The 24,504-nt window shown below is 73.9% G+C and carries 23 protein-coding genes and 1 pseudogene; 15 read left to right on the forward strand and 9 right to left on the reverse strand.

The genetic code is table 11. The features are described 5' to 3' along the window. Together ACTT8P_RS33045 and ACTT8P_RS33050 are read right to left on the reverse strand one after the other, a co-directional pair. Window positions 1–1,401 (reverse strand): sensor histidine kinase (locus ACTT8P_RS33045; RefSeq protein ID WP_442835476.1); only part of this gene is annotated, 1,401 nt, incomplete at its 3' end. A gap of 788 nt (window positions 1,402–2,189) precedes the next feature. Further along, window positions 2,190–3,086, reverse strand: coding sequence for a LysR family transcriptional regulator (locus ACTT8P_RS33050; RefSeq protein ID WP_442835477.1), 897 nt, complete (start codon window positions 3,084–3,086; stop codon window positions 2,190–2,192). A 98-nt stretch (window positions 3,087–3,184) separates the two neighbouring features. Here ACTT8P_RS33050 and ACTT8P_RS33055 point away from each other — a divergent pair, with 98 nt between their 5' ends. Next, complete coding sequence (locus ACTT8P_RS33055) at window positions 3,185–3,559, forward strand: YybH family protein (protein ID WP_442835478.1); 375 nt, start codon at window positions 3,185–3,187, stop codon at window positions 3,557–3,559. A gap of 19 nt (window positions 3,560–3,578) precedes the next feature. After that, window positions 3,579–4,475, forward strand: coding sequence for an NAD-dependent protein deacetylase (locus ACTT8P_RS33060; RefSeq protein WP_442835479.1), 897 nt, complete (start codon window positions 3,579–3,581; stop codon window positions 4,473–4,475). Here the strand turns inward: ACTT8P_RS33060 and ACTT8P_RS33065 are convergent. Beyond that, entirely contained in the window at window positions 4,472–7,846 is a 3,375-nt protein-coding gene (locus tag ACTT8P_RS33065) for a pyruvate carboxylase (RefSeq protein ID WP_442835480.1), read from the reverse strand. The genes ACTT8P_RS33060 and ACTT8P_RS33065 overlap by 4 nt on opposite strands. A gap of 143 nt (window positions 7,847–7,989) precedes the next feature. On the opposite strand from ACTT8P_RS33065, the gene ACTT8P_RS33070 reads away from it, so the two are divergent. Further along, entirely contained in the window at window positions 7,990–8,595 is a 606-nt protein-coding gene (locus ACTT8P_RS33070) for a flavodoxin family protein (RefSeq protein WP_442835481.1), read from the forward strand. Between the two features lie 15 nt (window positions 8,596–8,610). On the opposite strand, the gene paaE is transcribed toward ACTT8P_RS33070, so the two are convergent. Genes paaE through paaA form a run of 5 tightly spaced genes read right to left on the reverse strand, consistent with a single transcriptional unit; the run spans window position 8,611 to window position 12,315 of the window. Continuing rightward, complete coding sequence (gene paaE / locus ACTT8P_RS33075) at window positions 8,611–9,717, reverse strand: 1,2-phenylacetyl-CoA epoxidase subunit PaaE (protein ID WP_442835482.1); 1,107 nt, start codon at window positions 9,715–9,717, stop codon at window positions 8,611–8,613. Beyond that, the gene (gene paaD / locus ACTT8P_RS33080; protein WP_442835483.1) at window positions 9,717–10,223 is read right to left on the reverse strand and encodes a 1,2-phenylacetyl-CoA epoxidase subunit PaaD; all 507 of its coding nucleotides are present in this window, start codon (window positions 10,221–10,223) and stop codon (window positions 9,717–9,719) included. The genes paaE and paaD overlap by 1 nt, the downstream gene beginning before the upstream one ends. Then, entirely contained in the window at window positions 10,217–11,047 is an 831-nt protein-coding gene (gene paaC, locus ACTT8P_RS33085) for a 1,2-phenylacetyl-CoA epoxidase subunit PaaC (RefSeq protein WP_442835484.1), read from the reverse strand. The genes paaD and paaC overlap by 7 nt, the downstream gene beginning before the upstream one ends. Window positions 11,048–11,074: 27 nt before the next feature. Next, complete coding sequence (paaB, locus tag ACTT8P_RS33090; RefSeq protein ID WP_361173653.1) at window positions 11,075–11,371, reverse strand: 1,2-phenylacetyl-CoA epoxidase subunit PaaB; 297 nt, start codon at window positions 11,369–11,371, stop codon at window positions 11,075–11,077. Continuing rightward, window positions 11,368–12,315 carry a 1,2-phenylacetyl-CoA epoxidase subunit PaaA gene (gene paaA / locus ACTT8P_RS33095; RefSeq protein WP_442835485.1) on the reverse strand — a complete coding sequence of 316 codons (948 nt, stop codon included), beginning with the start codon at window positions 12,313–12,315 and terminating at the stop codon, window positions 11,368–11,370. Before paaA ends, paaB begins: the two co-directional genes overlap by 4 nt. Before the next feature lie 217 nt (window positions 12,316–12,532). Between paaA and paaI the strand changes: the two genes are divergently transcribed. The 3 genes from paaI to ACTT8P_RS33110 all read left to right on the forward strand — a co-directional run bounded on the left by paaI (window position 12,533) and on the right by ACTT8P_RS33110 (window position 15,193). Next, window positions 12,533–12,928 carry a hydroxyphenylacetyl-CoA thioesterase PaaI gene (gene paaI / locus ACTT8P_RS33100; protein ID WP_442835486.1) on the forward strand — a complete coding sequence of 132 codons (396 nt, stop codon included), beginning with the start codon at window positions 12,533–12,535 and terminating at the stop codon, window positions 12,926–12,928. Further along, window positions 12,925–14,283 carry a phenylacetate--CoA ligase PaaK gene (gene paaK / locus ACTT8P_RS33105; RefSeq protein WP_442835487.1) on the forward strand — a complete coding sequence of 453 codons (1,359 nt, stop codon included), beginning with the start codon at window positions 12,925–12,927 and terminating at the stop codon, window positions 14,281–14,283. Before paaI ends, paaK begins: the two co-directional genes overlap by 4 nt. Window positions 14,284–14,416: 133 nt before the next feature. Beyond that, window positions 14,417–15,193 (forward strand): SDR family NAD(P)-dependent oxidoreductase, encoded by a 777-nt coding sequence (locus tag ACTT8P_RS33110; protein WP_442835488.1) that lies wholly within the window; start codon window positions 14,417–14,419, stop codon window positions 15,191–15,193. Window positions 15,194–15,266: 73 nt separating this feature from the next. Here ACTT8P_RS33110 and ACTT8P_RS33115 read toward each other — a convergent pair whose 3' ends face one another. Next, complete coding sequence (locus tag ACTT8P_RS33115; RefSeq protein ID WP_442835489.1) at window positions 15,267–15,773, reverse strand: cupin domain-containing protein; 507 nt, start codon at window positions 15,771–15,773, stop codon at window positions 15,267–15,269. A 138-nt stretch (window positions 15,774–15,911) separates the two neighbouring features. Here ACTT8P_RS33115 and ACTT8P_RS33120 point away from each other — a divergent pair, with 138 nt between their 5' ends. The 9 genes and pseudogenes from ACTT8P_RS33120 to ACTT8P_RS33160 form a co-directional block, all read left to right on the forward strand. Continuing rightward, on the forward strand, window positions 15,912–16,349 hold the full coding sequence (locus ACTT8P_RS33120) for an RrF2 family transcriptional regulator (protein WP_442835490.1): 438 nt from the start codon (window positions 15,912–15,914) through the stop codon (window positions 16,347–16,349). Then, entirely contained in the window at window positions 16,346–17,275 is a 930-nt protein-coding gene (locus ACTT8P_RS33125) for a DsbA family oxidoreductase (protein WP_442835491.1), read from the forward strand. Before ACTT8P_RS33120 ends, ACTT8P_RS33125 begins: the two co-directional genes overlap by 4 nt. Window positions 17,276–17,708: 433 nt before the next feature. Continuing rightward, entirely contained in the window at window positions 17,709–19,247 is a 1,539-nt protein-coding gene (locus ACTT8P_RS33130; protein ID WP_442835492.1) for an ABC transporter substrate-binding protein, read from the forward strand. Then, a complete protein-coding gene (locus tag ACTT8P_RS33135; protein ID WP_442835493.1) occupies window positions 19,244–20,215 on the forward strand; it encodes an ABC transporter permease in 972 nt (323 codons plus the stop codon). The genes ACTT8P_RS33130 and ACTT8P_RS33135 overlap by 4 nt, the downstream gene beginning before the upstream one ends. 2 nt (window positions 20,216–20,217) lie before the next feature. Continuing rightward, window positions 20,218–21,093 carry an ABC transporter permease gene (locus ACTT8P_RS33140; RefSeq protein ID WP_442835494.1) on the forward strand — a complete coding sequence of 292 codons (876 nt, stop codon included), beginning with the start codon at window positions 20,218–20,220 and terminating at the stop codon, window positions 21,091–21,093. Continuing rightward, window positions 21,090–21,971, forward strand: coding sequence for an ABC transporter ATP-binding protein (locus ACTT8P_RS33145; protein WP_442835495.1), 882 nt, complete (start codon window positions 21,090–21,092; stop codon window positions 21,969–21,971). The genes ACTT8P_RS33140 and ACTT8P_RS33145 overlap by 4 nt, the downstream gene beginning before the upstream one ends. Further along, complete coding sequence (locus ACTT8P_RS33150; protein WP_442835496.1) at window positions 21,968–22,795, forward strand: ABC transporter ATP-binding protein; 828 nt, start codon at window positions 21,968–21,970, stop codon at window positions 22,793–22,795. The genes ACTT8P_RS33145 and ACTT8P_RS33150 overlap by 4 nt, the downstream gene beginning before the upstream one ends. A gap of 37 nt (window positions 22,796–22,832) precedes the next feature. Next, complete coding sequence (locus ACTT8P_RS33155; RefSeq protein WP_442835497.1) at window positions 22,833–24,179, forward strand: NtaA/DmoA family FMN-dependent monooxygenase; 1,347 nt, start codon at window positions 22,833–22,835, stop codon at window positions 24,177–24,179. Window position 24,180: 1 nt separating this feature from the next. Then, window positions 24,181–24,504 (forward strand): annotated as a pseudogene (locus ACTT8P_RS33160) (alpha/beta hydrolase); the annotation flags it as partial.

A 24,504-nucleotide genomic window follows, 5' to 3' on the forward strand; every position in this document is an offset into this window, starting at 1 on the left:
GGCCGGCGCGGGGGCGGCGGGGCGGCGCGGGGTGGTGCCGGCCGGGGCGGGTTCGCGCTGCTGGGCGAGGAGCTGGCGGGGCAGCAGGACGACGACGCCGGTGCCGCCGCGGGAGGAGGGGCGGTAGTTGACGCTGATGCCGTACTTGACGGCGAGCCGTCCCACGACCGCGAGGCCGAGCCGGGTGCCCTGGAGGGAGGCGAGGTCGGTCATGCGTCCGGCCACCGACTCCTCGGCGCGGCGCATGGCCGCGGTGGCCATCTTCAGGCCGCTGTCCTCGATGGTGACGACGATGCCGGCGCTGCGCTCCTCGACGTAGACGTTGACCTCGTCGATGGGCGGCGAGAAGTTGGCGGCGTTGTCCATCAGTTCGGCCAGCAGGTGCATCACGCCCTCGGCCGCGAACCCGGAGACGGCGGCCCCGGTCGAGCAGTGCAGGCGCACCCGCTGGTAGGCGGCGATCCGGCCGACCGCGCCGCGCAGGATGGACTCCATCACGATGGGCTTGTTCCAGGCGCGGCTGGACCGGCCGCCCATGAGCAGCGCCAGCCGGTCGGTCATCAGGCCGAGCTGCGAGGTGCTGTGGTCCAGCTTCAGCAGGTCGCCGAAGACCTCCTCGCCGTGCCGGTCCTGCATCTCGCGCAGGTCGGCGAGCATGCTGACCGCCTTGGCCTGCACCCGGCTCAGGGCCTTCGCGGAGGCGGCCTGGGCGGCGGCGGCCCGGCGCTCGCTGTGCGCGAGTTCGCGGACGAACGATTCAGCGGGTGCCCGCAGCGAGAAGTCGCGCGGCCAGTCCAGCTCACCTATCACGGTGTCGGCGGAGTGCCCGTCGCGGAGTCCGGCCACCACCGCGGGCAGCACGTCGTCGGTGAGCCAGCGCACTTCGGCGGCGATCCGGCCCAGCTCCTCGGCCGACTGGCGCCGTTCGGCGTCGTAGGCGACGGCGAGCCGGACGGCCTCCTCGACCTCGGCGGTGAAGGTGTGGGCGAGCTGGCGCAGTTGCGGGTCGGACGGCTGCGTCACATGGGCCAGGGCCTCTTCGGCGGCGGTGCCGTCCCGCAGCCGCTTGGCGACGGCGGGCAGGGTGACGCTGACCAGGTGCGCGCTCTCGGCGGCGAGCTGCGCGAGCTGGGCCCGGGCCTGGGTGACGTCGTCGCCCTGCCGCAGGGTCGACCGGCGGGCGCGCCGGATGGCCAGGGTGCTGACCACGACCGTGCCGGCCAGGCAGAGCCAGGCGCCGAGCAGCGCGGCCAGCGCCCAGCTGCGGGCCCCGGCCGGGGCCGCGGCGACGGCCGCGCCGGCCGCCGCCGCGCTCACCACCAGGACGGCCGCGGGCACGACCGGAACGGCTCGGGGGGCGTTCGCCGACCGGCGCTGGCTGGATGGTGCAGGCACTGACATTCCGCGGTCCCTCGGGATGGAGAGCAGGAGAAACGGTCGACCGACACACGACGGTCACGGATCAGGAAGCGGACACCAAGGGGACGGCGATCTTCCGGACCAGGTACGGGGTCATGCTAGTCACCCGGCCGCGCTCCGAGATCTGACTATCCACGCACTCCGCCCAGCATCCGATTTCGGCCCGAAGGTGCGGTCGGCTCAGGGTGCCGTGGTAGTGAACGGTCGCTCAATCTCCGTGCAGGAAAGGGCTGTTCAGCGGTCCTGACGGTCGGGCGTTCGAGGAACCGGCGCGAGAATGACCGTTTCTTCAGAACATCGGAACCACGAACAGGTGAGCGCTTTCCAGCCAACTCCCGGCGGTTGCGCGGTCCGATCACCCCAGGATCTCCACACCCCGATCGCACATTCATGCGATGTGCGATCGGAACCCGCGCCGCGCGTGACCGAAACCGGCGCCGCACGGGTGCGGACCCGGCCCGACCGGCCGCGACGACCCGACACCGGTGATCGGAGCCCGACATGACGGCCTGCGACGACGCGCGCGGCGCCCGCGGAGGTCGTCGGTCGGGCCGGCGGTGCGGTGTGGCGGCCGCGGTACGGCGGCCCGGTCGGCCAGGTGTCGGACGCGAAGGGCCTGCGCGGCCCGCACTGCCCGCTCGGGCGGCCGGGGACGCCTGTCGGGCGGCTCAGGCGGCGACGGTGTGTCCATGGCGGGCCCGCGGGTTCGTTGTGGCTGGTCGCGCAGTTCCCCACGCCCCTGACGGGGCGCTGTGGCCCAGGGACCGGCCCTACTCCCCCGCGGCCTCCGGCTCCGCGAAGGCCCGTCGGCTGTGGACGAGCAGTTCACGTACCGCCGGATCGGGGCCGCGCCGCCAGACCAGGGCGAGCAGTGCCGGGGCCGCCAGGCCCTCGACGGCGCGGGCGGTCAGTTGGTCACGGTGGCCTGCGGCCATCGACTCGCTCAGGACAGCGACGCCCAGACCCCGGGCGGCGAGGCCGGCCACGGCGTCGGCGGCGCCCGCCTCCAGGGCGATCGAGGGCCGCAGACCGTGCGCGGCGCAGGCCCGGTCGAACGCGGTGCGCAGACCGGTGCCGGACGGCATGCAGACCAGCGGGTGGGCGACCAGGTCGGCCAGCGCGATCCGGCTCCGCCGCGCGAGCGGATGTCCGGCCGGGACCGCCGCGACGAGCCGCTCACTGATGATCGTCAGGGCTTCCAGTCCGTCGGGGGCGGCGGTCGCGGTGCCGACGAGCGCCACGTCGAGGGTGCCCGCGCGGACCCCGGCGACGAGCCGGTCGGAGTTGTCCTCCAGCAGGGCGATCTCCACCCCGGGGTGCGCCCCGTGGAACGCGGCGAGCGCGTCGAACAGCGGGGTGACGGTGCAGCCGACGACCATGCCGACCGTCAGCCGGCCCCGGATCAGGCCGGTCACCTCCCCCACCGCCCGGCCGACCGCCCCGGCCGCGGCGAGGGCGGCCCGCGCGTGTTCCAGTGCCGCCTTCCCGGCGACGGTGAGGGTGGCGGTGCGCGCCGACCGGTCGAACAGCTCGGCGCCGAGTTCCCGTTCCAGTTGGCGGATCTGGGCGCTGACCCCGGACTGGCTGATGTGCACGCGCTCGGCGGCCCGGGTGAAGTTGCGCTCCTCGGCGACCGCGACGAAGTACTCCAGCTGCCTCAGTTCCATGAGCTCTGATTCTAGTTTCCAGCACAACCATCTGTTGGACTTCTGGTCGGTGGCCCGGCCAGGCTGGACGGCACAGGAACCGACGTCAGGAGGAAGCCGTGCCCCAGTACGAGAAGGCGATGCGGCCCGAGGACATCACCCGGCTGTTCGTCGAGCGGTCCAACGCGGGGGACGCCGCCGGGGTCGCCGCGCTCTACGAGGAGGACGCGGTGCTGGCCTACCCGCCCGGTGAGGTGACCGTGGGCCGGGAGGCGATCCGCGCGCTGTGGGAGAAGGTGCTGTCCGGCCGGCCCCGGTTCGAGCCGGAGCCGCCGCTGCCGACGCTGGTCAGCACCGGCGGTGACATCGCGCTGACCGCCACGCCGCCGAAGGACGGCGCCGGAGCCCGCGCGCAGGTCGTCCGGCGGCAGCCGGACGGGAGCTGGCTGCGGCTGCTCGACCAGCCGGAGTTCGCCACGCCGGCCCGGCCGTGAGCGGCCGTACCCTTGCGGCATGCGGATGCGCCCCACCCTGAGCTGGACCCCCACCGAGGATCTGCCGCCGGGCAGCACGGACCCGGCGCCGGTCGCCGACGCGCTGGGCGCCGGCGGGGTGCTGGTGCTCAGCGGGGCCGGCCTGTCCACCGAGTCGGGCATCCCCGACTACCGGGGCGAGGGCGGCAGCCTGAGCCGGCACACGCCGATGACGTACCAGGACTTCACCGGCGACGCGCAGGCCCGGCGCCGGTACTGGGCGCGCAGTCACCTCGGCTGGCGCACCTTCGGCCGGGCCCGTCCCAACGCCGGTCACCGGGCGGTGGCCGCGTTCGGGCGGCACGGTCTGCTCTCCGGTGTGATCACGCAGAACGTCGACGGTCTGCACCAGGCCGCCGGCAGCGAGGACGTCGTGGAACTGCACGGCAGCCTGGACCGGGTGGTCTGTCTGTCCTGCGGCGCGCTCAGCGCGCGCCGGGAGCTGGCCCGGCGGCTGGCCGAGGCCAATCCCGGCTTCGCGCCGGTGGCCGCCCACATCAACCCGGACGGGGACGCCGATCTCACCGACGCCCAGGTCGGGGACTTCCGGGTGGTGCCCTGCCTGGTCTGCGGCGGCGTACTCAAACCTGACGTGGTGTTCTTCGGGGAGGCCGTGCCGCCCGAGCGGGTCGAGCACTGCCGGTCGCTGGTCCGGGCGGCGGCCGTCCTGCTGGTCCTGGGCTCCTCGCTGACGGTGATGTCCGGGCTGCGGTTCGTCCGGCAGGCGGCCGGGGCCGGCACGCCGGTGCTGATCGTCAACCGGGACCCGACCCGGGGCGACCGGCACGCCGTCACCCGGGTCGCGCTCCCGCTGGGCGCGGCCCTGACCGCCGTGGCCGAACGGTTGGGCATCGCCCTCGACGGCGAGCGGACCTAGGACAGCTGGACCAGCAGGTCACCGCCCTCGACCTGCTGGACGCGGTGGACGGCCAGCCTGGTGACCGTGCCCGCCCGCGGCGCGGTGATCGCCGCCTCCATCTTCATCGCCTCGATGGTGGCCACCGTCGCGCCGGCCGCCACCTCGTCGCCCTCGGCGACCGCGAGGGTCACCACGCCCGCGAACGGTGCCGCGACCTGCCCGGGGTCGCTCCGGTCGGCCTTCTCGGTCACCGGGATGTCGGCGGCCGCCGCCCGGTCCCTGACCTGGATCGGCCGCAACTGCCCGTTGAGGCCGGCCAGCACGGTCCGCAGGCCCCGCTCGTCGGGCTCGCCGACCGCCTGGAGTTCGATGAGCAGCCGCACCCCGGGTTCGAGGTCGACGGTGTACTCGGTGCCCGGCCGCAGTCCGTAGAAGAAGTCCTTGCTGTCCAGGACGCCGGTGTCGCCGTAGGTCTGCCGGTGGGTGTCGAAGGCGCGGGCCGGGCCGGGAAACAGCAGCCGGTTGAGGGTGGCGCGCCGGTCCTTGGCGAGGCCCTCGCGGTCCTCGGCGGTCAGGTCCGCGGCCGGCGGTGCCGCGGCGCGGCCGCGCAGTGCCTTGCCGCGGAAGGGTTCGGGCCAGCCGCCGGGCGGGGTGCCCAGGTCGCCGCGGAGGAAGCCGATGACGGAGTCGGGGATGTCGTAGCGGCCGGGTTCGGCCTCGAAGTCCTCGGGCGGGACCCCGGCGCCGACCAGGTGCAGGGCCAGGTCGCCGACCACCTTGGAGGACGGGGTGACCTTGACCAGGCGGCCGAGCATCCGGTCGGCGGCGGCGTACATCGCCTCGATGTCCTCGAAGCGGTCGCCGAGGCCGAGGGCGATGGCCTGGGTGCGCAGGTTGGAGAGCTGGCCGCCGGGGATCTCGTGGTGGTAGACCCGGCCGGTCGGCGCGGCCAGGCCCGCCTCGAAGGGGGCGTACACCTTGCGGACGCTCTCCCAGTACGGTTCCAGGTCGCCGACGGCCTTCAGGTCCAGGCCGGTGGGCCGCTCGGAGTGGTCGGTGGCGGCGACGATCGCGGTCAGCGACGGCTGCGAGGTGGTGCCCGCCATCGAGGCGACCGCGCCGTCCACCGCGTCCGCGCCGGCCCGTACGGCGGCCAGGTAGGTGGCGAGCTGGCCGCCCGCGGTGTCGTGGGTGTGCAGGTGCACCGGCAGGTCGAACTCGCGGCGCAGCGCGGTGACCAGTCGCTCGGCGGCGGGCGCGCGCAGCAGGCCCGCCATGTCCTTGACGGCCAGGACGTGCGCGCCGGCGGCGACGATCCGCTCGGCGAGCCGCAGGTAGTAGTCGAGGGTGTAGAGCCGCTCGGCGGGGTCGCAGAGGTCGGCGGTGTAGCACAGGGCGACCTCGGCGACGGCGGTGCCGGTGGCGCGTACCGCGTCGATCGCGGGCCGCATCTGCTCGACGTCGTTGAGGGCGTCGAAGACGCGGAAGATGTCGATGCCGGTGGCCGCGGCCTCCTCGACGAAGGCGTCGGTGACCTCGGTCGGGTACGGGGTGTAGCCCACGGTGTTGCGGCCGCGCAGCAGCATCTGGAGGCAGATGTTGGGCACGGCCTCGCGCAGCGCCGCCAGCCGCTCCCAGGGGTCCTCGGCGAGGAAGCGCAGGGCGACGTCGTAGGTGGCGCCGCCCCAGCACTCCAGGGAGAGCAGTCCGGGCAGGGTGCGGGCCACCACGGGGGCGACGGCGAGCAGGTCCTTGGTGCGCACCCGGGTGGCCAGCAGCGACTGGTGGGCGTCGCGGAAGGTGGTGTCGGTGACGCCGAGGGTGGGTGACCGGCGCAGTCGGCGGGCGAAGCCCTCGGGGCCGAGGTCGGCCAGCGACTGGCGGGAGCCGGACGGGGGTTCGCCCGCGGGCAGCGGCGGGAGTTTGGTCAGCGGGTCGATCAGGGCGGGGCGTTCGCCGTGCGGTTTGTTGACCGTGACGTCGGCGAGGTAGGTGAGCAGTTTGGTGCCGCGGTCGGCGGAGTGCCGGGAGGTCAGCAGGTGCGGGCGCCGCTCGATGAAGGAGGTGGTGACCCGGCCGGCCCGGAAGTCGGGGTCGTCCAGGACGGCCTGGAGGAAGGGGATGTTGGTGGCCACGCCGCGGATGCGGAACTCGGCCACCGCGCGCCGGGCCCGGCCCACCGCGGTGGCGAAGTCCCGGCCCCGGCAGGTGAGTTTGACCAGCATCGAGTCGAAGTGGGCGCTGATCTCCGTACCGGCGTGGGTGGTGCCGCCGTCCAGCCGGATGCCGGAGCCGCCGGGTGAGCGGTAGGCGCTGATCCGGCCGGTGTCCGGGCGGAAGCCGTTGGCCGGGTCCTCGGTGGTGATCCGGCACTGGAGGGCGGCGCCGCGCAGGGTCACCGTGTCCTGGGAGAGGCCGAGGTCGGCGAGGGTCTCACCGGCCGCGATGCGCATCTGGGCCTGCACCAGGTCGACGTCGGTGACCTCCTCGGTGACCGTGTGTTCGACCTGGATGCGGGGGTTCATCTCGATGAAGACGTGGTTGCCGTCGCGGTCGAGGAGGAACTCCACGGTGCCGGCGTTGCGGTAGCCGATCCGGCGGGCGAAGCGGACGGCGTCGGCGCAGATCCGGTCGCGGAGGCCGGGGTCGAGGTTGGGCGCGGGGGCGAGTTCGATGACCTTCTGGTGGCGGCGCTGGACCGAGCAGTCGCGTTCGTAGAGGTGGACGACGTCGCCGTGGCCGTCGGCGAGGATCTGCACCTCGATGTGGCGGGGTTCGACCACCGCCTTCTCCAGGAACACGGTGGCGTCGCCGAACGCGGAGGCCGCCTCCCGGGACGCCGCCTCGATCGCCTCCCGCAGGTGCGCGGGGTCCTCGACGCGGCGCATGCCGCGCCCGCCGCCGCCCGCGACCGCCTTGACGAAGAGAGGGAAGCCGACGTCGGCGGCGGCGCGGACCAGGGTGTCCCCGTCGGTGGCGGGGGCCGAGGAGCCGAGGACGGGGACGCCGGCCTCCCGGGCGGCGGCCACCGCGCGGGCCTTGTTGCCGGTCAGTTCCAGGATGTCGGCGTCCGGGCCGACGAAGATGATGCCCGCCCGCTCGCAGGCGCGGGCCAGGTCGGGGTTCTCGGAGAGGAATCCGTAGCCCGGGTAGACGGCGTCGGCGCCCGCGTCGCGGGCCGCCCGGACGATCTCCTCGACGGAGAGGTAGGCCCGTACCGGGTGTCCCGGCTCGCCGATCTGGTACGCCTCGTCGGCCTTCAGCCGGTGCAGGGAGCCCCGGTCCTCGTGCGGGAAGACGGCGACCGTCCGCGCACCGAGTTCGTAGCCCGCGCGGAACGCGCGGATGGCGATCTCCCCGCGGTTGGCGACCAGCACCTTGCGAAACATCGTCGATCCCTTCAGCCGGCCGGTGACGAGACCATGGTGGCGGCGGCACCCCGGTTGCGCCATGTGAGGCGGGCCACTCGCCGAGCGGGTGAGGGAGCACAACGGCCGGTCTGCGGCGCCCTGTCGGGGGAAGACGTCAGGGCATGCGCGCACTCGTCATCAACTGCACTCTCAAGCCCTCGCCCGAGCCGTCGAACACCGAGGCGCTCGCCGCCACCGTCATCAGCTCGCTCCAGGGGCACGGCGTCACGGTGGACACCGTCCGGGCCGTCGACCTGAACCTGAAGCCCGGCGTGGAGACCGACCTGGGGGACGGCGACGACTGGCCCGCCGTGCACGACCAGCTCCTCGCGGCCGAGATCCTGGTCATCGCCTCCCCGACCTGGCTGGGCCGGCCGTCCTCCGTCGCCCAGCGGGTGCTGGAACGGATGGACGCCATGCTCGGCGAGACCGACGACCAGCAGCGGCCGGTCGCCTACAACCGGGTGGCCGGGGTGGTCGTCACCGGCAACGAGGACGGCGCCCACCACGTCATCAGTGAGATCAACGGCGCCCTGGTCGACATCGGCTACACCGTCCCCGGCCAGGCGTGGACCTACTGGCACCTCGGTCCCGGGCCCGGCCCCGACTTCCTAGACGACGACCGCGGCCACGACTGGTCGGTGTCGACCGGCCGGGCCATGGCGTCCAACCTGGTGCACGCGGCCCGCGCCCTGGCCGCGCTGCCACTGCCCGCCCCGCCGTCCTGAAGCCGGTCGGCGCGGTCAGCTGTCGTAGTCGACGGTGAGGGCGGCGGAGACGGGATACGACTGGCAGGTCAGGACGTATCCCGAGGCGACCTCCGCCGGTTCCAGCGCGTAGTTGCGGCGCATGTCGGCCGTGCCGTCGGTGATCCGGGCCCGGCAGGTGCCGCAGACACCGCCCTTGCAGGCGAACGGCAGGTCGGGACGGATCAGGGCGGCCGCGTCGAGGAGGGTGGTGTCGCGCGGCAGTGCGCTGGTGGTGGCGCGGCCGTCCAGGACGACGGTGACCTGGCTGACCGGTCCGCCGGGGCGCGGCTCGGGGCGGTGCACGGCCGCGGGCGGTTCCTCGCCGGCGTAGAAGAGTTCCTGGTGGACGCGGTCGGTCGGGACGCCGAGGCCGGCCAGTACCTTCCGGGCGTCCTGGACCATGCCGTGCGGGCCGCACAGCCACCAGTGGCCGGCTTGCCGGACATCGACGAGAGCGTCGACGAGCGCGGCCAGCCGGTCGGCGTCCAGCCGTCCGGAGAGCAGTTCCGCCTCGCGGGGTTCGCGGGAGAGCACGTGCGCCAGCTGGAACCGGTCCGGGTGCAGGTCCTTCAGGTCGGCCAGCTCGTCGGCGAACATCACCGAGCCGGTGCGGCGGTTGCCGTAGAGAAGGGTGACGCGGGAGCGGGCGTCGGCGGCGAGCACCGACTCGGCGATGGAGAGCATCGGGGTGATGCCGGAGCCGGCGGCGACCAGGACGTGGTGGGCGGGGGTGGTGAGGTCGGGGGTGAAGGCCCCGGTGGGGGTCATCACCTCGACGGTGTCGCCGGGCCGGACCTCGTGCACCAGCCAGGCGGAGAACAGCCCGCCGGGCACCACCCGCACCCCGATCCGCAGGGGCGCGCCGGCCGGGGCGCAGATCGAGTACGAGCGCCGCTCGTCGCGTCCGCCGATCCGGCGGCGCAGGGTCAGGGACTGTCCCGGCGCGAACGCGAACTCCTGCCTCAGGTGGTCGGGCACGTCGAAGCCGACGGCGGCGGCGTCCTCGCACAGCCGGTCCACCGCGGCCACCCGCAGCGGGTGGAAGGCGGGCCGGCGGCCGGACTTCACGGGGGCGGGGGCGGGGCCGAGCGGGTCCGCCATCAGATCTCCTTGAAGTGTTCGAACGGCTCGCGGCAGGCGCGGCAGCGCCACAGTGCCTTGCAGGAGGTGGCGCCGAAGCGGGCGGTCTCCTCCGTGTCGGCGGCGCCGCAGCGCGGGCAGGGCACCGCGCGCCGGGTGCCGGACAGCACCAGCGGCACCGGTCCGGGCCCGGGCCGGGGGGCGGGGCCGGGCGGGGCGATGCCGTGCTCGGCGAGTTTGCGGCGGCCCTCGGGGGTGATCCAGTCGGTGGTCCACGGCGGATCGAGGACCGTGTGCACCTCGACCTTCGGGTAGCCGGCCGCCTTGAGCCGGCCGGCCACGCCGGCCCGCATCTCGGCCAGCGCCGGGCAGCCGGAGTAGGTCGGGGTGAGGGCGGCGACGACCGTGCCGTCGCCGGTCAGGGTCACCTCGCGCAGGACCCCGAGGTCGGCGAGGGTCAGCATGGGCAGCTCCGGGTCGGGCACCGTCGCGGCGAGCTGCCGGGCGTGGCCGAGGGACGTCACCATGTCGCCCCCGGGTGGGCGCGGGCCACGCTCTGGAGTTCCGCCAGCAGCGGGGCCAGGTGCTCGGTGTGCGTGCCGGCCCGGCCGGGGCCGGTCGGCGTCACGGGCGGGTCGGGCAGCGGCAGCCCGGCGGCGTCGGTGACCTGCCGCAGTGTGTCGCGGACGGCCGGGCCGGTGTCGTGCGCGGCGGACAGCTCGCCGAGGTAGGGGAGCACCGCGTCGAGCCCGGCCCGCATCCGCCGGTGGGACTGCGCGGTGCCGTCGCCGAGCCGGACGGTCCACTCGGCCGCGTACTGCCGGTGGTACGTCAGTTCCTTCGCGCCCTTGGCCGCGACGGCGGCGAGCACCGGGTCGGGCGAGCCGGCCAGCCGCTCGAAGTGGGCCAGCCGCCAGGTGGCCAGGACCAGCAGCCGGGCGATACTGAACGCGAAGTCGCCGCCCGGGAGTTCGGCCAGCGTGACGTTGCGGAAGTCGGCCGGGTCGCGGAGGTAGGCGTAGGCGTCCTCGGTGCGGTCGGTGCCGTCCACCTGGCCGCAGCGGGCGTACAGCAGCCGGGCCTGGCCGAGCAGGTCGAGGCCGATGTTGGCGAGCGCCATCTCCTCCTCCAGCTCGGGGGCGCGGGTGGTCCACTCGGCCAGCCGCTGCGCCGAGACCAGGGCGTCGTCGCCGAGGGCCAGGCAGAGCGCGGCCAGCTCCGCCCGGTCGACGCCGTCGGGGACGGTGGTGTCGACGCCGTGCAGGGGGTCCTCGAAGCCGGTGCCGTAGGCCCACCGGGTGTCGTCCGGGTGCTCCTCGGCGAGGGAGAGGTAGACGTGGTCGTCGCTCATGTCCTGCCCTTGCTCCTGATGTCGCGCTCAGATGTGCGGGACGTCGTCGGGGATGTCGTAGAAGGTGGGGTGCCGGTACACCTTGTCCGCGCTCGGGTCGAAGAACGGGTCCTTCTCGTCGCGGGTGGAGGCGGTGATGTGCGCGCTGCGCACCACCCAGATGCTGACGCCCTCGTTGCGCCGGGTGTACAGGTCGCGGGCGTGGGTGAGGGCCATCCGGTCGTCGGCGGCGTGCAGCGAGCCGACGTGCACGTGGTTCAGGCCGCGCTTGCCGCGTACGAAGACCTCGTACAGCGGCCAGTCCTGCTTGCCGGAGGCGCTCATGCCGCCGCTCCCTTCCGCCTGCGGGCCGCCTGCTTGGCCGCGTGGGCGGTCGCGGCCTCCCGGACCCAGGCGCCGTCCTCGTGGGCGGTGCGGCGGCGTTCGATCCGCTCGGCGTTGCACGGGCCGTCGCCCTTGATCACGCGCGTCAGTTCGTCCCAGTCGGGGGTGCCGAAGTCGTACCGGCCGCGCTCGGCGTTCCAGCGCAGCTCCGGGTCGGGCAGGGTGACGCCGAGCTTCTCGGCCTGGGGGACGGTCATGTCGACGAAGCGCTGGCGCAGTTCGTCGTTGCTGTGCCGTTTGATCTTCCAGGCCATCGACCGGGCCGAGTTGGGCGAGTTGTCGTCGGGCGGGCCGAACATCATCAGCGACGGCCACCACCAGCGGTTCACCGCGTCCTGGACCATCGTGCGCTGGGCGTCGGTGCCGCGTGTCATCGTCATCAGCAGTTCGTAGCCCTGGCGCTGGTGGAAGGACTCCTCCTTGCAGACCCGGACCATCGCGCGGGCGTACGGACCGTAGGAGCTGCGGCACAGCGGCACCTGGTTGCAGATCGCGGCGCCGTCCACGAACCAGCCGATCACACCGACGTCGGCGAAGGTCGGGGTGGGGTAGTTGAAGATCGACGAGTACTTCTGGCGGCCCTCGATCAGCCGCTCGGTGAGGTCCGCGCGGTCCGCGCCAAGGGTCTCGGCCGCCGAGTACAGGTACAGGCCGTGTCCGGCCTCGTCCTGGACCTTGGCGAACAGGATGGCCTTGCGGCGCAGCGACGGCGCCCGGGTGATCCACTCGCCCTCCGGCTGCATGCCGATGATCTCGGAGTGGGCGTGCTGCGCGATCTGCCGGATCAGCGTGTTGCGATAGCCCTCCGGCATCCAGTCCCGTGGCTCGATGCGCTGGTCGCGCTCGATCGTCGCCTCGAAGCGTTCCTGAAGTCCTGACGTCATCCCCTACCACCTGACCCCGACCGACCGATCGTTCGGTTCATAGTAGGCAGAGACCCCCGCCCTCCGGCAACCACCGGGGCGCCCCGCTTCCCGCCAGGGGCGCGCGACACCTCTCTTGACAGGCGGCGGGGCGGCTTGAATTACTTGGCCGTGCCGCACAAAACCGAATGGTCGGTCGGCACACAGGGTGGTGTGATCAGTGACGGAAGTGGCGCGCATGTTCGCCGCGGACCGGGCCTCCCGGGACCTCGGCATGGAGCTGTTGCGGCACGGCGACGGGACCGCCGTGCTCCGCATGACCGTGTCACCGGCGATGGTCAACGGCCACGGGACGGCGCACGGCGGATACCTCTTCCTCCTCGCCGACACGGCCTTCGCCTGCGCCTGCAACGGCCACGGCCCGGTGACCGTCGCGGCCGGGGCGGACATCACCTTCGTGGCCCCCGCCCGCGCGGGCGACGTCCTGCTGGCCACCGCCCAGGAGCGCACCCGGTTCGGCCGCAGCGGCATCTACGACGTCACCGTGGTGCGCGACGAGACGGTGATCGCGGAGTTCCGCGGCCGCAGTCGCAGCGTCCGGGGCGCGGACCCGAGTACCCAGGAGCCGCGATGAACAGCGACGGGCAGCGCACCGGACGCCCCCGGCTCGGCGAGCCGCTCCCGGCGGACCTGCTGGACGACGCGGAACGGATGTCCCGCGCGGAGCTGGAGGACCTCCAGCTCGGCCGGCTGCGGCACACGCTGCGGCACGCGTACGACCAGGTCGAGCTGTACCGGAGGAAGTTCGACGCGGCCGGGGTGCGGCCCGAGGACTGCCGGTCGCTGGCGGACCTGGCCCGGTTCCCGTTCACCACCAAGGCGGATCTGCGGGACTCCTACCCGTTCGGCATGTTCGCCGTGCCGATGGCGGACGTACGGCGGGTGCACGCCTCCAGCGGCACCACCGGCCGGCCCACCGTCGTCGGATACACCGAGGGCGACCTGTCGACGTGGGCGGACCTCGTCGCCCGCTCCATCCGGGCGGCGGGCGGCCGCGCCGGCCACAAGGTCCATGTGAGCTACGGCTACGGGCTGTTCACCGGCGGGCTCGGCGCGCACTACGGCGCCGAACGGGCCGGCTGCACAGTGATCCCGGCGTCCGGCGGCATGACCGCGCGGCAGGTGCGGATCATTCAGGACTTCCGGCCCGAGATCATCATGGTGACGCCGTCGTACCTGCTGACGCTGCTCGACGAGTTCGAGCGGCAGGGCGTGGATCCGCGCACCACCTCGCTGCGGATCGGGATCTTCGGCGCGGAGCCCTGGACCGAGGCGATGCGGCGGGAGATCGAGGAGCGGATGGACCTGCACGCCGTCGACATATACGGGCTGTCCGAGGTGATGGGGCCGGGGGTCGCGCAGGAGTGCGTGGAGACCAAGGACGGGCTGCACGTGTGGGAGGACCACGTCCGCCCCGAGGTCGTCGACCCGCTCACCGACGAGGTGCTGCCCGAGGGCGCGGAGGGCGAGCTGGTCTTCACCACGCTCACCAAGGAGGCGATGCCGGTGGTGCGGTACCGCACCCGGGACCTGACCCGGCTGCTGCCGGGCACGGCGCGGCCCGCCTTCCGGCGGATCGAGAAGATCACCGGCCGCTGCGACGACATGATCATCGTGCGGGGGGTGAACGTGTTCCCGAGCCAGGTCGAGGAGATCGTGCTGCGCACCCCCGGCGTCGCCCCGCACTTCCAGGTCGAACTGACCCGGCGGGGCCGGCTGGACCACATGACGGTACGGGTGGAGGCCCGGACGGACACGCCCCCCGAGCGGCGCGAGGCGGCGGCGCGGGCCATCGTCAGGGGGGTCAAGGACGGCGTCGGCGTGACCGTCGAGGCCGACGTCGTCGACCCGGAGACGCTGGAACGCTCCGTGGGCAAGCTGCGCAGGGTGCGGGATCTGCGGGACGCGCGGGAGCCGCGGCGGGACTGAGCGGTCGGCCGGTCCTGGCACTGCCGGTACCAGGACGGCGGGGGCGGTGGCTGTCCGGGGGTGGGTGGGTCACCGTGGAATCGGCCGCCCGCCGACAGGCGCGGCCCACCCGTACCGCAGCACAGGAGCAGTCATGAGCAAGCTCGCACTGGTCACCGGCGCCTCCTCCGGCATCGGCCTGGCCTTCGCCCGCAGACTGGCCGGCCAGGGCCACGACGTGGTGGCGGTCGGCCGCCGCGCCGACCGCCTGGAGGCACTCGCCGCCGAGTTCCCCGCCGGGCGGATCCGCCCGCTGGCCGCCGATCTGTCCACCGACGAAGGGGTGGACGCGGTCGCCGCCGTGTGCGCCGGCGAGCCGCTGACGACGCTCGTCAACAACGCGGGCGTGGCCCACTACATGCCGCTGGCCGACCTGCCCGCCGCCAAGGCCCGGGAGCTGGTCCACGTCAAGGTGGTCGCCCCGACCCTGCTGACCCGCGCGGCGGTCCCGGGCATGCTGGCCCGGGGCGAGGGCGCGATCGTCAACGTGGCCGGCATGATCGCGTTCAGCGGCCCGGCCCCGGCGTCCCAGCTGCCGCGCCGCGCGGTGTACGCCGGCACCCTGGCCCACCTGGTCGCCATGTCGCAGGTGCTGCACGCCGAGCTGGCCGGCACCGGGGTCAAGGTGCAGGTGCTGTGCCCCGGCGTGGTGGCCACCGAGTTCCACGAGCGGCAGGGCCTGGACCTGAGCGCGGCGCCGCGCATGTCCGCCGAGGACGTGGTCACCGCGGGGCTGCGCGGCCTGGAGCTCGGGGAGACGGTCTGCGCCCCGGGCGTCGAGGACGCGAGCCTGCTCCAGCGGGTCTTCGACGCCGACCTCTCGGCGTTCGGCGGGCAGCGCGTGGAGCTGGCGAGCCGGTACCGGTCCTGACCGGCCGGCCGCGCGGGAGCCTCACGCGTCCGGCGCGGGGAGCTGACCGGCCGGCCCTCCCCGCACAGAAACGTCACGCGTCCGGCGCCGGCAGCGCGTGCAGCCCGGGCAGGTTGACGACGATCGCCTCCTGGGTGCTGCGCGCGATGACCACCACGGCCTCCTCGGCGGGGTCCGGGTTCTCCTCGCGGTGCGGCACGAACGGCGGGACGAAGACGTAGTCACCGGGGCCGGTGCGCAGCCGTACCTCCTCGGGCCGCGGGCCGGAGTCGTCGAGGAAGACGAACTCCGGGTGGCCGCCGACCACGTAGATGGCGGTCTCCGACTCTCCGTGGTGGTGATCGGAGGAGGCGGTCGCCGGGGCGACGTGGGTCTGGCCCATCCACAGCTTCTCCGAGCCGACACTCTGCCCGCTGACGGCGGCGAAGCGGCGCATGCCACCGGTCTGCGCGGTGTCGCCGTCCAGGGCGTCGGCGCGGATGTGGTGCAGCCGGGTGCGCAGCGGCGCCGCCGGCTCCTGGCGGGTCTCGGGCAGATGCGGGTGAAAACCTTCACCGGCGGTCGTGGTCGGCTCGCTCATGACCGGGACGCTAGGCCGCGCCCGAAAAGGATGTCAAGAGGTGTCCATTGCGCTTCACCTGCGGCAATGTTGCCGCAACGGGGGCCCGCTGGCGAGGGATCGGGTCCCGGCGCCGATCCGCTCGGGCATGATGTCGGCATGCATATCTCCGCGAAGGCGGACTACGCGGCGCGCGCTCTGCTGGAGCTCGCCCGGGAACCCGCGCGCCCCCTCACCTGCGAGGCGATCGCCTCCGCCCAGCAGATTCCGTTCCGGTTCCTGAAGTCCGTGGTGGGCGAGTTGCGCCGGGCCGGGCTGGTGCGCAGTCAGCGGGGCTGCGAGGGCGGGTACTGGCTGGGCCGCCCCGCCGACGAGATCACCCTCCTGGACGTCACCCGCGCCGTGGACGGCGAGGTGCTCACCCTGCGCGGGGAGACCCTGGGCGGTCTGGACTATCCGGGGCCCGCGACCGGACTGCCCGGGGTGTGGCGCCGGATCGAGGCGGACGCCGCGGCGGTACTGGGCGGCACGACCGTCGCCGCGCTGCTGCCCGCCGGCGCGCACCCCCGGGAGCCGGCCGCGGAGGGGGCGGCGTGACGTCCGGGGCCGGGCGGCCGGCGGTCGAAGTGGTGGAGTACACCGACCCGTTGTGTCCCTGGGCCTGGGGTGCGGAGCCCGTGTTCCGGCGGCTGCGCACGGCGCTGGCGGGCCGGGTCCGCTGGCGCCGGGCCTACTGCCTGCTCTTCGACCACGACGACGACCCGCCGCCGGACGCCGCGGCCGAGACCGCCTGGTACGCGCGGTACGTGACGGAGGTCTGCGGCCACACCGGCGCGCCGCGCGCGGCCCGGCTGAGCCGGGTGGCGGCGTCCTCGTGGCCCGCCTCGCTGGTCGCGCGGGCGGCCGACCGCCAGGGCGCCGTGGTGGCCGACCGGGTGCTGCGCCGGCTGCGGGAGAGCGTGTTCGTCCTCGGGGAGCCGGCCGACACTCCGGGCCTGGCCCTCGCCGCCGTCCGGGGCGTGCCGGGCCTGGACCTGGCGCGGCTGGCCGCCGACGCCGCCGGGGCGGCGGTGCGGGAGGAGGTGGCCGCCGACCGGGCCGAGGCGCGCCGCCCGGTGCCCGAGGTGCGGTCCGTGCCGGGCGGGTCGCCGCATCCCGGTGCCGCCAAGGAGACGGACGACGGCGGGTACCGGTACGCGCTGCCGACGGTGCTGGTGCGCGGCCCCGAGGGGCACCGGGCGGTGCCGGGGTGGCGGCCCTTCGAGGCGTACGCGGCCGCCGTCGACGCCGTCCGCCCCGGGCTCCGTCCAACCGGGCGGGCCCTCACGCCCGCCGAGGCGCTGGAGCGCTTCCGGAGTCTGACGGAACCCGAGCGGACGCTGCTCGCGCCGGGCCAGTGGCCGCCGGCCGGGGCGGTGCGGGTGGACACCGCGGGCGGGCCGCTGTGGCTGCACCCGGACGAGGCCGCGACCCACCCGGCGACCACGGCCCGCACCCCGGCCGCACCGCCACGCGGTTTCTGACCCGAGGGCCGGCCGGCCGCGACAAGGGCTCACCCCGGCGACTGCCGCACGGCCTCTGATCAGCCGTCATGTCCGTCCCGCGCAATGAGACATCGATTGGTGTCCATTGACAGCGGCCGACTCCTCCCCGAGGATGGCCGCATGCTGACGACGCACCCCGGTGTGGTGTGCCGCTACGTGGATCTGCGGCGCACCTGTAGCGCTCTCTGTCGCTGACCGACCGCCGCACACGGCCCATAGGGCCTGGCCCGCGTTCCTCGGGCGCGCCGGCCTCCTGTCGCACTCCGTGCCCGCCGCGGCGCCGCTTTTCCCGGTTCGCCGCTTCACCTCCCCGTCTCCCGGCCGCGTCCCGCGTACTCCCGCATCGGCATGCCCGCCGTGCGGCGTCCGCGCGCCTCCGTTCCCCGCGGCCGCACCCGTCAGGAAGACAGACATGCCCCGACGCCCCCGCTTCGCCAGAGGCCCGCGCGCCGCCGCGCTGGGCACCGTGCTCGCCACCCTGCTCGTCCCCGCCCTCGCCGCCTGCGGCGGGTCCGGCGCCGCGGCGGGCGGCGCCGCCACACTGAAGTGGACCTCGACCTACTTCCCCGCCCACTGGGACCCGGTGGTCGGCGGCAGCGGCGCCCAGTTCCGGGAACTCGCCCTGGTCTACGCGTCGTTGACCAAGGTCGACGAGAAGGGCGAGGCCGTGCCGGACCTCGCCAAGAGCTGGAAGTACAACGCCGAGGGCGACCAGATCACCTTCCGGCTGCGCTCCGGGCTGAAGTTCAGCGACGGTGAGCCGGTGGACGCCGCCGCGGTGAAGGCGGCCGTCGAACGGGCCCAGCGGCAGAAGAACTCGGCGCTCTTCGGCGACCTGACGTCCATCAAGTCGGTGCAGGCCAATGGGCTCGACGCCGTCTTCCACCTCACCCAGGTCGACTACCAGATCCCGCAGTTGCTCGGTGAGCGGGTGCTCCAGATCGCCAGTCCGAAGGCGGCGAAGTCGCCGGAGCAACTCGACCAGAACCCGGTCGGCGCGGGACCGTTCGTCATCACCCAGCTCGTGCCGGGCACCAAGGCGGTGCTGAAGAAGAACCCGGACTACTGGGACGCGGAGAACATCCACATCGGGAACGTGGAGCTGACCTCCGCGCCCGACACCTCCACCGTGGTCTCCGGACTCCAGACCGGCGTCTACAACTTCGCGGACATCGACCCCAGTCAGGCCGAGAGCGCCAAGAAAGCCGGCCTAGACGTCTTCGTGCAGCCCGGCTTCAACGCCTCCAACATCAGCCTCAACGTCAACAAGGCGCCGTTCGACGACGACCGGGTGGTCGACGCCGTCCGGTACGCGATCAACCGCCAGGAGTTCGTCGACAAACTGACCTTCGGCTACGGGGAGGCCACCGACCAGCCGTTCCCCAAGGGGTATGTGGCCTATGACCCGGAGTCGGCGAACGCCTACCCCTACGACCCGGCGAAGGCGAAGAAGCTGCTGGCCGCGGCCGGTCACCGGGCCGGTGACATCAAGCTCGACCTGGTGATCCCGGCCGAGGACCCGGCGGCCGAGATCGTCCAGTCGCAGCTCGCCGAGGTCGGCATCACCGTCGACATCAGGATCGACAAGAACTGGGCCACCCCGTTCTTCGCCAAGGACCTGACGTTCTCGCTCTACAGCACCACCGGGCGGGACTCGGCGGTGCAGACCCTCACCGCGCACTTCGGTCCGGACGGTCCGCTCAACCTCAGCTCGCCCTACGAACCGGCCGGTTTCGAGGCGGCGGTGGCCAAGGTGCGGCAGACCCCGCTGGACGACCCCGGCTACGCCAAGACCCTCCAGGCCGCGACGCGGGCCGGCCTGAAGAGCGACGCGCTGGTGTTCACGTACTCCCAGCCCAACCTCATCGCCAAGAGCAAGTCGGTCTCCGACCTGCCGAAGAACCCCGCCCACCTCAACTGGACCGGCGTGACCATCGGGGGTGCCTCGTGACCCGGCACTCGCTGCGGCGGGTCCTGGCGGTGGCCGGCCGGTCGGTCGCGGTGTTCGTGCCGGTCTTCGTGGTCGCCACCTTCGTGACCTTCGCGCTGCGCTCGCTCAGCGGGCTCAGCCCGGCCCGCATCCAGCTCGGCGAGGAGGCCACCCCCGAGGCCATCGCCCGGGTGGAGGCCCAGTGGGGACTGGACCGGCCGTTCCTGGTCCAGTACGGGGACTGGTTCACCGGCGTCCTGCACGGCCGGCTCGGCACCAGCTGGACCAACGGCGCCGACATCTCCACCCTCATCGGGCTCGGTCTGGGCGTCAGCCTCTCGGTGGCGTTCTTCGCGCTGCTCATCGGGGTGACGCTGGGCTTCGTGCTCGGCACCCTCGCGGCGCTGTGCCGCACCACCTGGGTGGACCGCGCGGTCACCGGCTTTGTCACCGTCCTCTCGGTGATGCCCGCCTTCGTCGTCGGCATCGTGCTGGTCACCGTGTTCGCGGTCGGCCTCGGCCTGTTCCCCTCCGGCGGTTACGTGCCCGCCGCGCAGGGCGTCGGCCCCTGGCTCGCGCACATCACCCTGCCCGCGCTCGCGCTGAGCCTGGACGTGGTCGCGGACGTCGCCCGCCAGTTGCGCACCAGCCTGGTGGCGGCCTACGGCGAGAACTACGTGACCGGCGCGGTGGTGCGGGGCCTGAGTCCGCGCCGGGTGTTCTTCGGCCACGTGCTGCGCAACGGCCTGGGCCCGACGCTGGCCACCCTCGGCCTGAAGTTCCCCGCGCTGGTCGGCGCCTCCGTCGTCACCGAGTGGATCTTCGGTCTCCAGGGCTTCGGACGGTTCGCCAACGACTCCGCGCAGGCCGGTGACGTACCGGCGGTGCAGGGCGTCCTGGTGGTGTCGGTCGCGCTGGTCGTCTCCTTCAACCTGATCGTCAACCTGGTGCTGGCCCGCGTCACGCCGGCCGCACAGCGAGGAGTGTGACCGTGCTGCGCCGTGTCCTCGGCCTCACCTCGGGCCGGATCGCCGTGACCGTACTGGTGCTGGTCGCCCTGCTCGCCGTCCTCGGCCCGTTGCTCGCCCCGCAGGACCCGCTCGCCGCCGGCGACCACGCGCTGGCCGGCGTCTCCGGGGCGCACTGGCTGGGCACCGACAACCTGGGCCGCGACGAGCTGAGCCGGCTTCTCGACGGCTCCCGGGTCAGCGTCCTGGGCGCCCTGGAGGTCGCGGTGACGGCCCTGGTCGTCGGCGCGGTCCCCGGCGTCCTGTCGGTCTACCTGGGCCGCGCCTTCGAATGGGTCACCCTGCGGCTGGCCGACACCCTGGTCGCGCTGCCGTTCCTGCTGTTCGCGGTCGCCGTGATCGCGCTGCTCGGCAACGGACTCACCCAGGCGATGCTGGTCACCGGTGTGCTGGTGTCGCCGCTGTTCTACCGGGTGTCGCGGGCCGCGACGCTCTCGGTGGCCCGCTCGCCGTACGTGGAGGCCGCGATCGTCTCGGGGGCCTCGGTCGGCTGGATCGTCCGGCGCCACGTCCGCGCCAAGGTGCTGCCGCCGATCGCGGTGGCGTTCGCGGGGACCGTCGGCACCGGGTTCGTGATCGTCTCCAGCCTGACCTTCCTCGGCATCGGCGTACAGCCACCGGAACCGACCTGGGGCGGGCTGCTCGCCGCCGACCTGGGCTATCTGGGCCAGAAGCCGTGGGCGCCGGTGGCCCCCGCGCTGCTGATCATGGCGACCGTCTGGGCGGGCAACCTGCTCGCGGACGCGATCCGGGACGTGTCCGGCGAGTCCGGGCGGGCCCTGCTGCGGACCCGCCAGGTGAAGCGGACCGACCCCACTCCCGCCGGAGGTGTGCGATGACGACCCTGACCACCAAGGACGTCCCGGCCCGGGACGCCACGCCGGACGCCGCCGCCCCGCCCGTCCTCGCGCTGCGCGACGTGCGGGTCACCGACCGGGCCGGCGGCGGGGAGATCGTGCACGGCGTCGGCTTCGAGCTGACGCCCGGCCGGACCGTCGGCATCGTCGGCGAGTCGGGCAGCGGCAAGACCCTCACCTGCCGGGCCGCGCTCGGCATCCTGCCCGCCCACTTCGAGATCAGCGGCGGCACGATCGAGATCGAGGGCACCGACATCGCGACCCTGACATCCGCGCGGTGGACGGAACTGCGGGGCGCGGTCGTCAGCGCCGTCTTCCAGGACCCGGCGTCCTACCTCAACCCGTCGGTCAAGGTGGGCGCGCAGATCGCCGAGGTGGTCCGGGTCAAGCTCGGCGTCAAGCGGCGCGCGGCCCGTCGGCGCGCCGTCGAACTGCTGGCCGCGGTCCGGCTGCGCGACCCCGAACTCGTCTACGGCCAGTACCCGTTCGAGCTGTCCGGCGGCATGCTCCAGCGGGTGCTGATCGCGGCGGCCGTCGCGGCCGGGCCCCGCGTCCTCATCGCCGACGAGGCCACCACCGCGCTCGACGTCACCGTGCAGGCCGAGATCCTCGACCTGCTCGCCGAGCTGCGCGAGCGGTCCGGGCTGGCCCTGGTGGTCGTCTCCCACGACCTCGCGGTGGTCGCCCAGTTGTGCGACGAGGTGCTGGTCATGCGGCACGGCGAGGTCGTCGAGCAGGGGCCGACCCGGTCGGTGCTGGACGACCCGCGGCACGAGTACACCCGGTTGCTCGTCGCCGAGCACGAGCAGTACGGACTGGAGAAGTTCCGCACCGCCCACCCTTTTGAGGAGACCCCATGACGCCGCGTCCCGTGCTGGAGGTCACCGGCCTCACCGTGCACTACGGCCCGCGCCGCCGGCGCCGGCAGGCCCTGGACGGTGTCTCACTGACCGTGGCCCCCGGTGAGACCGTCGGGGTCATCGGGGAGACCGGCTCCGGCAAGTCCACCCTCGCCCGGGCCGTGCTCGGCCTGGTGCCCGCGTCCGCCGGGTCGGTCGTCATCGACGGCGAGGACGTCACCGGCCACCGCGACCGGCAGTGGCGCGCGCTGCGCCGCCGGGGCGTGGTCCAGTACGTCTTCCAGGACCCGCTGCGCAGCCTCGACCCGGACCTGACCATCGAGGAGTCGCTCACCGAGCCGCTACTGGTCCGGGGCGTGCCGCGGGCCGCGGCGGCCGGCCGGGCCCGGACCTTCCTGGACCGGGTGCGGCTGACCGGCGACCTGCTGGACCGGCTGCCCGGGGAGCTCTCCGGCGGCCAGCGGCAGCGGGTCGCGGTGGCCCGGGCGCTGGTCACCGAGCCGCGGCTGGTCATCCTGGACGAGCCGGTCAGCGCCCTGGACTCCGCCAACCGCGTCCAGATCCTCGACATCCTGAAGGAGCTGCGGGCCGGCGGGACGGCCCTGGTGTTCATCTCGCACGACCTCGGCTCGGTGGCCGGCACCGCCGACCGGGTCGCCGTCCTGTACCGGGGCGAGCTGGTGGAGACCGCCGCCGCACACGACGTCGTCAACCGTCCCCGGCACCCCTACACCCGGCTGCTGGTCGGCTCGGCCCCCACCCTGCGCGGCGCCCCCGCCGACCGGGCCGAACGCGACCGCCTGCGCGCCCTGCTGCCCGCCTGACCCCCTGCCCCAGACCCCTCGCACAGACAGGAACACCATGTCCCGCACGCTCCATCTCGCCCTGCACCCCTACGGCGTCGGCGGTCCCGGCCAGCACGGGCTGTGGAAGGACCCGCGCGTGGCGAAGAACGCCAGCATCGACATCGGCTACTACATCCGGCAGGCGCAGGCCGCCGAACACGCCCTGTTCGACGCGCTGTTCATCGTCGACAGCCAGTTCATCAACGCCACCTACCCGTCCCACTACCTCAACCGGCTGGAACCGCTCACCCTGCTGTCCGCGGTCGCCACCCACACCCGGCACCTCGGCCTGGTGGGCACCGCCAGCTCGACGTACAACTCGCCGTTCAACCTGGCCCGGCGGTTCGCCTCGCTGGACCACATCAGCGGCGGGCGGGCCGGCTGGAACGTGGTCACCAGCTTCGACACCGGCACGTCCCGCAACTACGGCCTGGACGAACACCTCGACTACCCGACCCGCTACGGCCGCGCCCTGGAGTTCGTACAGGTCGCCCGGGGCCTGTGGGACTCCTACGAGGACGACGCCTTCCCGGCGGACGTCGAGCGGGGCGTCTTCCTCGACCCGGCCAAGCTGCACGAACTGAACCACGCCGGCGAGCACTTCAAGGTGGCCGGTCCGCTGAACATCTCCCGCTCGCCGCAGGGCCAGCCGGTGATCTTCCAGGCCGGGGTGTCCGAGGAGGGCCGCGACCTCGCCGCCCGGGTGGCCGAGGGCATCTACGCACCGGGCGGTTCGCTGGCGCAGGCCCGGGAGTACTACGCCGACGTCAAGCGGCGCACGGCGTCCCACGGCCGCGACCCCGAGCACCTCAAGATCTTCATCCACGGCGGTCCGGTGGTGGCCGCCACCGACGCGGCGGCCCGGCGCCGGGAGCGGGAGATCTTCGAGGAGGACAACGACTTCGCGAGCAACCTCGCGCTGCTCGGCCGGTCCTTCGGCGCCTACGACTTCAGCGCGCACGACCTCGACGCGCCCTTCCCGGACGTCGCGCACCTCGCGGAGAAGGGCGGCCGCACCGGCGCCGCGAAGATCATCGAGCGGGCCCGGGAGCAGGACCTGACGCTACGTCAGGTGGTCGAGTCGGTGAACGAGTTCCGGCGCGCGCCGTTCGTCGGGGCGCCCGAGACCGTGGCCGGCACCATCGCGGAGTGGTTCGCGGCCGGTGCCTTCGACGGCATCAACCTCGCCTTCCGCACCGACGACGACCTGGAGCTGTTCGTCGACGGGGTGGTGCCGCTGCTCCAGAAGCGCGGGCTGTTCCGCACCGAGTACACCGCCGGCACGCTGCGCGGCCACCTCGGGCTGCCCGTCCCGGCCAACCGCCACACCGAGGCCCGCCGCCTCGCGGACAGGAGTGCCTGACATGACCGAGTACGCCGACCATCACGCCCCCGCGGGGCTGCGCACCCGCGGCACCGTCCTCGTCGTGCCGGGCCGCGGTGAGACGCCCGCGACCTACGGCCGGCTCGGCCGGCGGCTGGCCGCCGACGCCTACCGGGTCCGGGTGACCGGCGCCCCGGACCTGGACGCCGCCGACCTGCCCGGCTCGCTGGCCCGGTTCGGGGCCCGGCTGGCCGCGGCGGTCGAGGGCGCCGCGGGGGACGCGGGGGTGGTCCGTCCCGTGGTGCTGGTGGGTGCCGACGCCGGGGCCGCCGCGCTCGCCGCGCTGCTCGGCCGGGCCGTGGCG

This window comes from Streptomyces sp. JW3 (genome assembly GCF_052216785.1).
GTDB lineage: Bacteria > Actinomycetota > Actinomycetes > Streptomycetales > Streptomycetaceae > Streptomyces.

Excerpts from the sequence above, each read along its gene's own strand:
- ACTT8P_RS33050 (WP_442835477.1), bottom strand. The coding sequence starts at position 3,086 with ATGGAACTGAGGCAGCTGGAGTACTTCGTCGCGGTCGCCGAGGAGCGC.
- ACTT8P_RS33060 (WP_442835479.1), top strand. The coding sequence starts at position 3,579 with ATGCGGATGCGCCCCACCCTGAGCTGGACCCCCACCGAGGATCTGCCG.
- ACTT8P_RS33065 (WP_442835480.1), bottom strand. The coding sequence starts at position 7,846 with ATGTTTCGCAAGGTGCTGGTCGCCAACCGCGGGGAGATCGCCATCCGC.
- ACTT8P_RS33070 (WP_442835481.1), top strand. The coding sequence starts at position 7,990 with ATGCGCGCACTCGTCATCAACTGCACTCTCAAGCCCTCGCCCGAGCCG.
- paaE (WP_442835482.1), bottom strand. The coding sequence starts at position 9,717 with ATGGCGGACCCGCTCGGCCCCGCCCCCGCCCCCGTGAAGTCCGGCCGC.
- paaD (WP_442835483.1), bottom strand. The coding sequence starts at position 10,223 with ATGGTGACGTCCCTCGGCCACGCCCGGCAGCTCGCCGCGACGGTGCCC.
- paaC (WP_442835484.1), bottom strand. The coding sequence starts at position 11,047 with ATGAGCGACGACCACGTCTACCTCTCCCTCGCCGAGGAGCACCCGGAC.
- paaB (WP_361173653.1), bottom strand. The coding sequence starts at position 11,371 with ATGAGCGCCTCCGGCAAGCAGGACTGGCCGCTGTACGAGGTCTTCGTA.
- paaA (WP_442835485.1), bottom strand. The coding sequence starts at position 12,315 with ATGACGTCAGGACTTCAGGAACGCTTCGAGGCGACGATCGAGCGCGAC.
- paaI (WP_442835486.1), top strand. The coding sequence starts at position 12,533 with ATGTTCGCCGCGGACCGGGCCTCCCGGGACCTCGGCATGGAGCTGTTG.
- paaK (WP_442835487.1), top strand. The coding sequence starts at position 12,925 with ATGAACAGCGACGGGCAGCGCACCGGACGCCCCCGGCTCGGCGAGCCG.
- ACTT8P_RS33110 (WP_442835488.1), top strand. The coding sequence starts at position 14,417 with ATGAGCAAGCTCGCACTGGTCACCGGCGCCTCCTCCGGCATCGGCCTG.
- ACTT8P_RS33115 (WP_442835489.1), bottom strand. The coding sequence starts at position 15,773 with ATGAGCGAGCCGACCACGACCGCCGGTGAAGGTTTTCACCCGCATCTG.
- ACTT8P_RS33120 (WP_442835490.1), top strand. The coding sequence starts at position 15,912 with ATGCATATCTCCGCGAAGGCGGACTACGCGGCGCGCGCTCTGCTGGAG.
- ACTT8P_RS33130 (WP_442835492.1), top strand. The coding sequence starts at position 17,709 with ATGCCCCGACGCCCCCGCTTCGCCAGAGGCCCGCGCGCCGCCGCGCTG.
- ACTT8P_RS33145 (WP_442835495.1), top strand. The coding sequence starts at position 21,090 with ATGACGACCCTGACCACCAAGGACGTCCCGGCCCGGGACGCCACGCCG.
- ACTT8P_RS33150 (WP_442835496.1), top strand. The coding sequence starts at position 21,968 with ATGACGCCGCGTCCCGTGCTGGAGGTCACCGGCCTCACCGTGCACTAC.
- ACTT8P_RS33155 (WP_442835497.1), top strand. The coding sequence starts at position 22,833 with ATGTCCCGCACGCTCCATCTCGCCCTGCACCCCTACGGCGTCGGCGGT.